Origin of the sequence: Roseobacter sp. (genome assembly GCF_039970775.1) — a bacterium.
GTDB lineage: Bacteria > Pseudomonadota > Alphaproteobacteria > Rhodobacterales > Rhodobacteraceae > Roseobacter.
This window is the reverse complement of sequence record NZ_JBDVLG010000004.1, coordinates 18367-28435: the sequence shown is the minus strand read 5'-3', so window position 1 is coordinate 28435 and position 10069 is coordinate 18367. Positions and strand designations below refer to the sequence as shown.

General features: G+C 60.0%; 10 protein-coding genes, 1 tRNA gene and 1 pseudogene. 4 read left to right on the top strand and 8 right to left on the bottom strand.

Annotated elements, in window-relative coordinates:
• From ABJH13_RS00880 to ABJH13_RS00870, 3 genes and pseudogenes are all read left to right on the top strand, one after another.
• Nucleotides 1–567 (top strand): annotated as a pseudogene (locus tag ABJH13_RS00880) (hypothetical protein); the annotation flags it as partial.
• Between the two features lie 56 nt (nucleotides 568–623).
• Nucleotides 624–700: transfer RNA gene (locus ABJH13_RS00875), tRNA-Pro, on the top strand.
• Nucleotides 701–767: 67 nt separating this feature from the next.
• Nucleotides 768–1841: a 2'-deoxycytidine 5'-triphosphate deaminase gene (locus ABJH13_RS00870; protein ID WP_348404321.1), complete on the top strand. Its 1074-nt coding sequence runs from the start codon at nucleotides 768–770 to the stop codon at nucleotides 1839–1841.
• A 5-nt stretch (nucleotides 1842–1846) separates the two neighbouring features.
• Here ABJH13_RS00870 and ABJH13_RS00865 read toward each other — a convergent pair whose 3' ends face one another.
• The 7 genes from ABJH13_RS00865 to ABJH13_RS00835 all read right to left on the bottom strand — a co-directional run bounded on the left by ABJH13_RS00865 (nucleotide 1847) and on the right by ABJH13_RS00835 (nucleotide 8527).
• On the bottom strand, nucleotides 1847–2020 hold the full coding sequence (locus ABJH13_RS00865; RefSeq protein ID WP_348404324.1) for a hypothetical protein: 174 nt from the start codon (nucleotides 2018–2020) through the stop codon (nucleotides 1847–1849).
• Nucleotides 2021–2103: 83 nt separating this feature from the next.
• Nucleotides 2104–2709 (bottom strand): SMC-Scp complex subunit ScpB, encoded by a 606-nt coding sequence (gene scpB / locus ABJH13_RS00860; RefSeq protein ID WP_348404323.1) that lies wholly within the window; start codon nucleotides 2707–2709, stop codon nucleotides 2104–2106.
• 38 nt (nucleotides 2710–2747) lie between these two features.
• Nucleotides 2748–3539 (bottom strand): ScpA family protein, encoded by a 792-nt coding sequence (locus ABJH13_RS00855; protein WP_348404320.1) that lies wholly within the window; start codon nucleotides 3537–3539, stop codon nucleotides 2748–2750.
• A gap of 14 nt (nucleotides 3540–3553) precedes the next feature.
• Nucleotides 3554–4552, bottom strand: coding sequence for a beta-N-acetylhexosaminidase (nagZ, locus tag ABJH13_RS00850; RefSeq protein ID WP_348404319.1), 999 nt, complete (start codon nucleotides 4550–4552; stop codon nucleotides 3554–3556).
• Nucleotides 4549–5409 (bottom strand): SPOR domain-containing protein, encoded by an 861-nt coding sequence (locus tag ABJH13_RS00845; protein WP_348404318.1) that lies wholly within the window; start codon nucleotides 5407–5409, stop codon nucleotides 4549–4551. Before ABJH13_RS00845 ends, nagZ begins: the two co-directional genes overlap by 4 nt.
• A gap of 166 nt (nucleotides 5410–5575) precedes the next feature.
• Entirely contained in the window at nucleotides 5576–7318 is a 1743-nt protein-coding gene (argS, locus tag ABJH13_RS00840; protein WP_348404317.1) for an arginine--tRNA ligase, read from the bottom strand.
• Nucleotides 7319–7369: 51 nt separating this feature from the next.
• Complete coding sequence (locus ABJH13_RS00835; protein WP_348404316.1) at nucleotides 7370–8527, bottom strand: deoxyguanosinetriphosphate triphosphohydrolase; 1158 nt, start codon at nucleotides 8525–8527, stop codon at nucleotides 7370–7372.
• Between the two features lie 79 nt (nucleotides 8528–8606).
• On the opposite strand from ABJH13_RS00835, the gene ABJH13_RS00830 reads away from it, so the two are divergent.
• Nucleotides 8607–8930, top strand: coding sequence for an iron-sulfur cluster assembly accessory protein (locus ABJH13_RS00830; protein WP_348404315.1), 324 nt, complete (start codon nucleotides 8607–8609; stop codon nucleotides 8928–8930).
• Between the two features lie 32 nt (nucleotides 8931–8962).
• Here ABJH13_RS00830 and ABJH13_RS00825 read toward each other — a convergent pair whose 3' ends face one another.
• Complete coding sequence (locus ABJH13_RS00825; RefSeq protein WP_348404314.1) at nucleotides 8963–10012, bottom strand: hypothetical protein; 1050 nt, start codon at nucleotides 10010–10012, stop codon at nucleotides 8963–8965.
• Between the last annotated feature and the right edge of the window lie 57 nt (nucleotides 10013–10069).

Here is a 10069-nt window from a genome sequence, read left to right as displayed (position 1 = left end):
GAGGCTGAGGCTGAGGCTGAGGCTGAGGCTGAGGCTGAGGCTGAGGCTGAGGCTGAGGCTGAGGCTGAGGCTGAGGCTGAGGCTGAGGCTGAGGCTGAGGCTGAGGCTGAGGCTGAGGCTGAGGCTGAGGCTGAGGAAATCCAGCCGATTCCAACCGCCGACGCAAGCGAAAACGACGGGACACCAGAGCCCGAAACCACCGCAGAAGACGCGATGCCCAGCTTTGTCCGCAGCCCCCTCGACGCTGCAGACACGCCCGCAGTGGATGCCGCGCCCGCAGACGCGCCACCCGACGCCGACACCGACACCGAAGCGCCCCCCGAACCGGCCCCCCTTGAGAACCTTGAATTCCCCGAGACGCCGATTGACCCAAAACCCCGCACCATCGACGTGGGCCCCCTGCCGCAAGAAGCCGATATGCCTGCCGCACCTGCCGCCCTATCGGCGCTTATGGCCACAAAAACGCTGGACCCAGAGCAACGCGACGCCATCAAACCGTTGCTGGCACAGCTGGTGCGTTTGCGCGCAAACATGGCCAGTTCAAATAAAGACACCCACAAAGAGTGATAGATGTTAATTCGCACTTGCCTCGGCTCTCAGATCCGGTATGAAGCCGCACATGTCGGGCTATGGCGCAGCCTGGTAGCGCGTCCGTCTGGGGGACGGAAGGTCGCAGGTTCGAGTCCTGCTAGCCCGACCACTATCCGACATATGTCAAACGCCCGTGCAACAGTTGCGCGGGCCTTTGCGTTTCAGGGAGCAAAAACATGAGCGGCGTGCTGCCAAACCAAATGATCGACCGGATGATTTCGGACAACCAGATCGCTGCCACCCGCGAGATAAGCCCCGCGCAAATTCAGCCCGCCAGCCTTGATCTGCGTTTGGGCACCACCGCCTACCGTGTGCGCGCGTCGTTTTTGGCCGGACAGGGTGCGCGTGTCTCTGACCGGTTGAACGCATTCGAAATGCACCGGGTCGATCTGACCGGGGGCGCGGTGCTGGAAAAGGGCTGCGTTTACGTGGTGCCCTTGATGGAATCACTGGCGCTGCCCGAGGGTATTCAGGCCACCGCCAATGCCAAAAGTTCCACCGGGCGGCTGGACCTACTGACGCGCACGATCACCGATGGCGGCACCGAATTCGACCGTATCGCGCCGGGCTATTGCGGGCCGCTATACGCAGAAATCTGCCCGCGGTCGTTTTCGGTGCTAGTACGCCCCGGTATGCGCCTGAACCAGATCCGGTTTGGCGATGGACAGGCCGTGTTGGATGACGCCGCCCTGACCGCTCTGCACGCCAGCACTCCGTTGGTAGACGGCCCAGCGGTGATCAACGACGGCTTGGGCTTTTCGGTGGACCTGCGGCTGCCTGGCTCCACGTTGGTGGGCTACCGGGCGAAACCCCACACAGGCGTGATTGATCTGGATTTGATCGGGCATTACGACCCCCGCGACTATTGGGAAGAAGTGCACAGCGACACCGGCCAGATCATCCTTGATCCTGGTGCGTTCTATATTTTGGTCAGCCGCGAGGCGGTGAGCATCCCGCCGGCCTATGCCGCTGAAATGGCGCCGTTTTTGGCGATGGTTGGGGAGTTTCGCGTGCATTACGCAGGGTTTTTCGACCCCGGTTTTGGCCACAGCGCATCCGGCGGCACAGGGTCACGCGGGGTGCTCGAAGTGCGCTGCCACGAGGCGCCGTTTGTGCTCGAACATGGGCAGGTCGTGGGTCGCCTGATTTACGAGAAAATGGCCCAAGTGCCCACCCAATTATACGGCGCGGGCATCGCGTCGAACTATCAAGGTCAGGGCCTGAAACTGTCCAAACATTTCAAGGCCTAGCGCGGTTACAACCGCGTGGTCCGGCGCAACGTTTTGGCCGCCTGTTTGACTTGGCGCGCGTCTTGTTCGGGCACGGGCGCGCCCTGCCCTTTATCGCCCCGAAACGCCATCTTTTTCATGCCCGCATCAATGCCCTTGTTCACCACACGCCGCATCACCTGACGTAAGATCATATTCAAAATTCGGTCCATCGCTTTGCCTCGCTGCGCGGTCGTTACATTTATATAGCACTGATTATGGCAGTTTTCGGGACCCAAGGCGGTTAATCTTCGAACAATTCGCTCTGGCCTTGGTTGCTCTCGTCTTCGGGGTCGTCTTGTAGTCCGGGCAATCCGCTGCCCGGTGGGGGGCGGTTTTCCAACAGGCCGGCGGCGCGTAATTCCTTTAATCCCGGCAAATCACGTGCGTTTTCAAGACCAAAATGATCAAGGAACCCGTCCGTCACCACAAACGTAACGGGACGCCCGGGCGTCATCTTGCGGCGGCCAAACCGGACCCATTCCATTTCCAGCAGCTGATCAACCGTGCCCCGACTCACCGATACACCGCGGATCTCTTCGATTTCGGCGCGGGTGACGGGCTGGTGATAGGCAATAATCGCCAAGGTTTCGATCGCGGCACGTGACAGTTTGCGGGTCTCGATGGTTTCGCGCTGCATCAAAAACCCAAGGTCGGATGCCGTGCGCATCGCCCATGCGTCGCCGACCCGGCACAGGTTCACGCCACGCCCCTCATACCGTTTGCGCAGATGGGCCAACGCCTCGGCGGGGTCGGCGCCGTGGGGCATGCGCCCCGCCAGTTCCCGCACGGTAATGGGTTCTGCGGTGGCAAATAAGATCGCCTCGACCATGCGTTCCTGATCGCCCATGGGCGGGGCCTCAAACAAGCTCTCTTCGGTGTTCCGGCTCACGTTGGACGGTCCTTTTTGCGCAAGTGTATGGGGCCAAATGTCTCGGCTTGCCGGATGTCCAGATGCCCCTCTTTGACCAGTTCCAAGGAGGCCGCAAAAGTCGCTGCGGTGGCCGATCTGCGCCGCACCGGGTCAATCTCCCATCCTTCGGGCAGATAGCTGGAAATATCCGTCCAATCCCCTGCGTATCCGATCAAACCACGCATCTTTTCCAGCGCCTGTTCCATGGTGAACACCGCATCGCGGTCCATCACAAAGGGGCGAAAATCGTCGCGGGTGCGGATGCGTGCATAGCCTTGCATCAGGTCCAATAGCGTCGCCGTATATTGCACTTTGCGGGTGCGCATGACTTCGTGGGTCTGGCCGCGCGCAAAGAAATCACGCCCCAAACGGTCGCGCCCCATCAGCCGTGCGGCGGCATCGCGCATCGCTTGCAAACGTTCCAGTTGAAACGCCAGATGTGCGGCCAGTTCTTCGCCGGTGGGCCCGTCTTCTGTGGGGTCTGGCGGCAACAGCAACCGCGATTTCAGAAAGGCCAGCCATGCGGCCATCACCAAATAGTCCGCGGCCAATTCCAGACGCAGCGCCTTGGCGCGTTCCACAAAGGACAAATACTGCTTGGCCAGCGCCAGTACCGAGATCTTGCGCAGGTCGACCTTTTGCGTGCGACTTAACGTCAGCAGCAAATCTAACGGGCCCTCAAACCCATCCACATCGATGATCAGCGCCTCGGCCGCCAGCCGGTCCGCGACCGATATCGCATCGTCCTCAAAGGGAGCCTCAGCCATCGTTCACACCGTATTTACGCTTGGTTCAACAGCGTCTCAAGCTGCGTGCGCGTGGCGTCAATGTCAATATCATCGGGGGTTTTACGGCACGCAAGCGCGTGTTCGGCACGGCGCTGAGCGGTGTCAGACATCTCACCTGCGGCCTCCGCCACGCGCCTGCGGTCAGCCAGTGGCGCGTTGCAATGCAAGATCACATCGCAGCCCGCAGCTAGCGCACCGGTGGCGATATCCTCAAGCGATCCATCCAGCGCCTTCATGCTGATGTCATCGGTCATGATCAGATTATCAAACCCGATGTCGTTGCGGATCACGTTCATAACTGTGGGTGATAACGTCGCGGGCCGGTCATCCAGCGCATCATACACCAGATGCGCCGTCATCCCCATGGGCACATCGGCCAGCGCCGCAAAGGGTGCGAAATCATGGGCCTTTAGCGCGCCCAGATCGGCCTGCACATGGGGCAAATCAAAGTGGCTATCAAGCGTCGCGCGCCCATGGCCGGGGATGTGTTTCAGCACCGGCAACACGCCACCCGCCAGCAACCCATCCGACACCGCGCGCCCTAACGCGGCCACCTGCGCGGGCTCCGTCCCATAGCACCGGTTACGCAGAAAATCATGGGTTTGGTCCCCTGCGAGATCCACCATAGGGGCGCAATTGCTATCGACCCCAACCGCCCGCAGTTCAGCGGCGATCAGACGGTAACGCAGGTACATCGCCTGTTCGGCCTGCGCCCCGGCGGCCGCCACGAAATCCAGCGGCGGCAACCATTCAGCCCAGTACGGCGCGCGCATTCGCTGCACCCGGCCGCCTTCCTGATCGATGGTGATAGGGGCATCGCGCCCCACGGCATCACGCATTTGGTCGCACAGTTTGCGCAGCTGATCAGGCGTGTCGATATTGCGCGCAAAGACGATAAACCCAAACGGGTTGGCATCGCGGAAAAACGCGCATTCCTCTGGGGTTAGCACCAGCCCGTCAGCATCAAGAATGGTCGCGCCGAACCGGTTCATTTTGAGGCAACAGGGATGCAATCGACCCCTTCGGCCTTGAACGCAGAACAAAACCGCCGGGCGTCCGCGAGGTCAACAAACCCCATGGCGCGCAGGCGGTAAAACGTGCGCCCCCCCGATTGGGCGCGCTGCACAACGCGCGATTTATCTTGCATGTATTCGCCAAACCGCCCCTGCAGGCGTGTCCATTCACCGCGCGCGACATCGGCGCTGTCAAAGGCACCCAATTGCGCCAGACGGGTGCCAGATGGGATCGCGGCCGCCGCGATCTCGGGGGTGTCCGCCACAAAAGACGCGGTTTGTAGGGTTGCCGAGTGTGCGGGCCGCAAACGCGGGCGTTTGACGATCTGCGCCTGCGGTGTCTCGGGGGGCAGGTCGGTCACCACCTCTACGGCGGCATCCAATGGGGTTACACCTGCTGTCAGCTCTGCGACAACAGCGTCAATCGCACCGCTTTGCAGGTTGTCCGCAACGGATGTGTCCACACGGGCCGGGATACGCTTGGCACCCGCCACGATATCGCGCGCTGGCGCCAAAGGTTCGGGGTACACAACGGGTGCTGCGGCCAAGGTCGCAATGGGTTGGTCTTCGTCGGCCAGATCCACGCCGCGCGGGGCCAAGACGACCTGATCAACCGGGCCTGTTGCAGCACCTTCGGAGGCCACCGCATTCACTGACAGTCCTTGGTGGCGCGCCAGTTGGCCGCCCGGATCTTGGGGCCGTACGCGCATCTCGCCCGCCGCCGCCCGCACCACCGGAATGCCCGACACATCGCGCACCATCAGTTTATATCCCCAAACGCCGATCCCTGCGATCAACGCCAAGGACACAAGCGCGCCCGCGACATTTGTCATCATGACCAATCCATGACCTGCCGGAGCGTGTTCAGGGGCCCGCTCACGTCCGTAAGCCCCCATGCCATGGGAGAATTCGATTTCCGCCATTTTCGCCTCGCTGCCAGCGCGATACAATGCCCCGCCGGTCGGTATTCGATGTGCCTGCTCTGACGAAGGGTGCGATTTGTTACCGCATTTCCTGCGCCGGTGTGACACCAAGAATACCAAGACCCGCCGCAATTACAACGCTGGTGGCCCGTGCGAGCGCGATTTTCGCCGCTGTGACTTTTGGGTCATCCTGCACAAACCGCAAAGACGGCACATCGTTGCCCTTGTTCCACAACGCATGGAAGGTGCCCGCCAGTTCGTAAAGATAAAACGCGACCCGGTGCGGCTCATTGCTGCGCGCAGCGGTTTCGACCAAACGCGGCCATTCGGCCAGCTTGGCGGCCAACCCCAATTCGGCGTCATGGTCCAGCAGCGTCAGATCGGCGGCCTGCACGGCGGCGTCATCAACCGCAATGCCCGCTTCGGTCGCTTTGCGCATCACCGACGCCACCCGCGCATGGGCGTATTGCACGTAAAATACAGGGTTTTCGCGCGATTGTTCCATCACCTTGTCGAAATCGAAATCCAACATCGCGTCGTTCTTACGGGTCAACATCACAAACCGCGTCACGTCCGGGCCGACCTGATCAACCACATCGCGCAGGGTCACAAACGTCCCTGCCCGTTTGGACATCTTGAACGGTTCGCCATTTTTGAACAGCTTCACCAATTGGCACAGCTTGATATCCAGCGGCACTTGCCCGTCAGACATCGCCGACACAGCCGCCTTCATCCGTTTGACATAGCCACCATGATCCGCCCCCAGCACGTCGATCAGCGCGTCAAACCCACGGCTGACTTTGTCGTGGTGATAGGCGATATCGGGCGCAAAATAGGTCCACGCGCCATCTGATTTCTTGACCGGCCGGTCCACATCATCGCCGTGTTCGGTGGATTTGAACAAGGTCTGTTCGCGCGGTTCCCAATCGTCGGGCTTTTTGCCCTTGGGCGGCTCTAGCACACCTTCGTAAATTAAGCCCTTGGCCCGCAGACTATCAATCGCGGCCTCAATCCGGCCCGTGCCGTACAGCGATTTTTCGGAATAGAACACATCCATCTCGACGCCGAGCGCCTTAAGGTCTGCGCGGATCAGATCCATCATCGCGTCGGTGGAAAATTCGCGCACGTCTTGCAGCCAGTATTGTTCACCCTTGTCGAGATAATCATCACCGACCTTGGCCTTGAGCGCCTCGCCCACCGCGATCAGGTAATCCCCCGGATAGGTGCCATCGGGAAAGGCTACATCTTGCCCGTGCGCCTCAAGGTACCGCAGATACACCGACCGTGCGAGCACATCGACCTGCCCCCCGCCGTCATTGATGTAGTATTCCCGCGTCACGTCAAAGCCTGCAAAATCCAGCAATGACGCCAGCGCATCCCCAAACACCGCCCCGCGTGTGTGCCCTACATGCAACGGCCCCGTCGGGTTGGCCGAGACATATTCAACGTTGACCTTTTTGCCCTGCCCCAGCGTGCCGCGACCAAAATCAGTGCCCGTCGACAAAACGGCCCCAACCACGCCCTGCCAGACGTTGGGCGCCAATCGCAGGTTCAAAAACCCCGGCCCGGCCACATCAACGCTGGTGATCCGCGCATCGGCGCGCAGCAATTCCGCCAGGCGGTCGGCAATATCACGCGGCTTTTGCCCGGCGGGTTTGGCCAGCACCATCGCCGCGTTGGTGGCCATATCGCCGTGCGTGGCATCGCGCGGGGGCTCAACGGTCACGTTGCCCAGCGACAGACCACCCGGCAGGTGACCCGCAGCAACCATGCCATCCAGGCAATCAATCACAAACGAACGAATATCGGCAAACAGGTTCATATCAGCGTTCCTAGAAGAAGTGCGCGCGGTGTATCACGCCCGCGCACCGGGTCAACCGGGCGTGGGGTGCGTGCCGCCGCAGAGGCGTTCATGTTCTTGTAGCGCAAACCGGTCGGTCATGCCCGAGATATAGTCTGAGACGATCCGCGCCAGCGCCGTTTCGCCGGACGCATCCTGCACGTCTTTGCGCCATTGTTTGGGCAATTGATCGGGGTGTGTCATGAAATAGGGAAACAGATCTTCGACCACACACGTCACGCGCGCGCGCATTTCCACAACGCTGGGCGCGCGGTACATACGGTCAAACAAAAACTGGCGTATCACTTTGAGATCGTTGAAAACCTCATCGGAAAACCGAATGATCGTCTGGCCCGCGTTGCGCACGTCATGCACCGATGCGGGTTGCAAATCATGCAGCCGGGTTTTCGCAAAGCCGATAACATCTTCGACCAGCACGCCAAAGAACCGCCGCAACGCCTCGTGGCGACGGCGGTAATAGTTGAGCCCCGGATAGAGGTCATCGACCCGCGCAAAACAGCCCTTCAGGATCGGCAATTCGGCCAATTCATCGGTGGAAAATAGTTCCGCCCGCAGCCCGTCGTGCAAGTCGTGGTGGTTGTAGGCCACATCATCGGCAATGGCCGCCACCTGCGCCTCGGCACTGGCGAAGGTCTGCAATTCCAGATCATGCTGGGTGTTATACGCCTCGAGCGCCCATGGCGTTTTGCCGGTGACGGGGCCGTTATGTTTGGCCAGCCCCTCCAAGGTTTCCCACGTCAGGTTCAGCCCGTCAAAATCGGCATAGTGCCGCTCCAGATGGGTCACGATGCGGATCGCTTGCGCGTTGTGGTCAAACCCACCATGCGGTGCCATCAACGCCGACAGCGCGTCTTCGCCGGTGTGGCCAAACGGCGTGTGCCCCAGATCATGCGCCAGTGCGACGGCCTCTGTCAGTTCGGCGTTCAACCCCAGTGCGCCCGATATGGTGCGCGCCACCTGCGCCACCTCAATCGAATGGGTCAGGCGCGTGCGATAATAATCGCCCTCGTGTTCAATAAACACCTGCGTTTTGTGTTTGAGCCTGCGAAACGCGCTGGCGTGGATGATCCTGTCCCGGTCGCGCTGAAAGCATGACCGAAAGGTGCTTTCCTCTTCCTGCAAACGCCGTCCCCGAGCGTGCGCAGGATCAGAGGCATAAATCGCCGTCATGGGTGGTCCTTGTCGCCTGTCCTGTCAGTCTCTATATTGCAGGTGATCGCCTAATGAAACCGCCTGACGGAGCCCGACCATGCAACTTCCCCCAAAAGTGACGTCTCGTGCGTTTGACCGACTGGCCGAAATCGGGGCTGCCACAGACGGCAAAGCCCTGCGTGTGGCCGTGGAAGGGGGCGGATGTTCGGGGTTTCAATACGAAATCGCCCTGGACGAGCCGCGCACGGACGATCTGATCCTGGAAGGCGCGGGCCAAAAAGTCGTGGTTGATGCGGTATCATTGCCCTTTTTGGGCGGCGCCACGATTGATTTCACGCAAGAGCTGATCGGCGCGCGGTTCGTGATCGAAAACCCCAACGCGTCAAGCTCTTGCGGGTGCGGCACATCGTTTTCCATGTGACATTAAGATGTCCAAGTAAGTATCTGATTTAACTAACTATCGACCCGCGAGAATCCTTCAAAAAAGGCACCAAACCTGTCAGAGGATTGCTCTGCGCCCATGAGGATATCTTCGTCGTCGGCGCCCACCACATCTGACATCGCATCGCGCATCAAGTTCCAATCACTGCTGCGCGCGTCGCCAAGGTGAAACATATATTCCGACATCGCCCTTAACGGGCCCTTGCGCGTGCCACGGCGCGAAATGTGCAATCCGTTTGGCGAGGGCACACCGGGGAATGTCATGTTATCCGAAATCTGCGCCCACCAGCTGCTAACCAGATATTCGTGATAGGCATCCGGGCCTTTCGCGGCGCTGTTTTCCAGCGAAAACCCTTGCATTTGACTGGCGATCCAATCCTCCCAGATCTCGCTGGGATGTTGGCCCGCAAACCGCAAGGCTACGCAAATTTCGGCCAAAAGGTCGATGTCCTGATCAAGATATGCCAGCAAGCCGGCGAATTCGAGGCTCACACGGGCGTTTTCATCCAGTTGCGGATCACAAACACCATAATCAGACAGATAAAACACGATATGGGTCAGTTCATAAGCCGCTTTTTTGTTAGGCAACGCAAAGGTCTCCGAGCGGTTTATAAAGTGATGCAACCTTTGGGTCAGCGCCGGATCTTCCCGCACAGCCCCCCGTCTGCTCAGCAGTCTATGCGCTTCAGCCCGCTGCAAATCCGACAGTTCGGCGTCGGCCAACCCCATTTTGGCCGTCCAGTCACACAACGCAGTGCCCTTGCCATGTCCGATCCCAAGGTCTTCCAAGTCCAGACATATAGAGAGCAAAAACCGATAGTATTGCGGAAAAAACCGCATCCTCTTATTCAGCCCGTCATACACCCGGCGATAGGGTGCCAACGCCGCGTCAGGCAACGCGGCCCCGGTGCTTGCCAGAACATTCAACAGCTCTGCATTTTCTTTGAGCCAGAACACATCATCATGCGCGCGCCGGTTGGTGGCAAAGTTGTGGATAAATAATCCCTGGCGTTCGGCCAAGGATAGTCTGCGCGGCAAACCTAAAGAGACGACGTTAGACATGGGGGTTCTTCCTTTGTCCGATAGGCCTGCCGCGCATGGCGTGTGGATTGAACCGGG

Bases quoted from the DNA above. Each gene is read 5' to 3' on its own strand.
- ABJH13_RS00870 (WP_348404321.1), top strand. From the start codon at position 768: ATGAGCGGCGTGCTGCCAAACCAAATGATCGACCGGATGATTTCGGAC.
- scpB (WP_348404323.1), bottom strand. From the start codon at position 2,709: ATGGGCGATCAGGAACGCATGGTCGAGGCGATCTTATTTGCCACCGCA.
- ABJH13_RS00855 (WP_348404320.1), bottom strand. From the start codon at position 3,539: ATGGCTGAGGCTCCCTTTGAGGACGATGCGATATCGGTCGCGGACCGG.
- nagZ (WP_348404319.1), bottom strand. From the start codon at position 4,552: ATGAACCGGTTCGGCGCGACCATTCTTGATGCTGACGGGCTGGTGCTA.
- ABJH13_RS00845 (WP_348404318.1), bottom strand. From the start codon at position 5,409: ATGATGACAAATGTCGCGGGCGCGCTTGTGTCCTTGGCGTTGATCGCA.
- argS (WP_348404317.1), bottom strand. From the start codon at position 7,318: ATGAACCTGTTTGCCGATATTCGTTCGTTTGTGATTGATTGCCTGGAT.
- ABJH13_RS00835 (WP_348404316.1), bottom strand. From the start codon at position 8,527: ATGACGGCGATTTATGCCTCTGATCCTGCGCACGCTCGGGGACGGCGT.
- ABJH13_RS00830 (WP_348404315.1), top strand. From the start codon at position 8,607: ATGCAACTTCCCCCAAAAGTGACGTCTCGTGCGTTTGACCGACTGGCC.
- ABJH13_RS00825 (WP_348404314.1), bottom strand. From the start codon at position 10,012: ATGTCTAACGTCGTCTCTTTAGGTTTGCCGCGCAGACTATCCTTGGCC.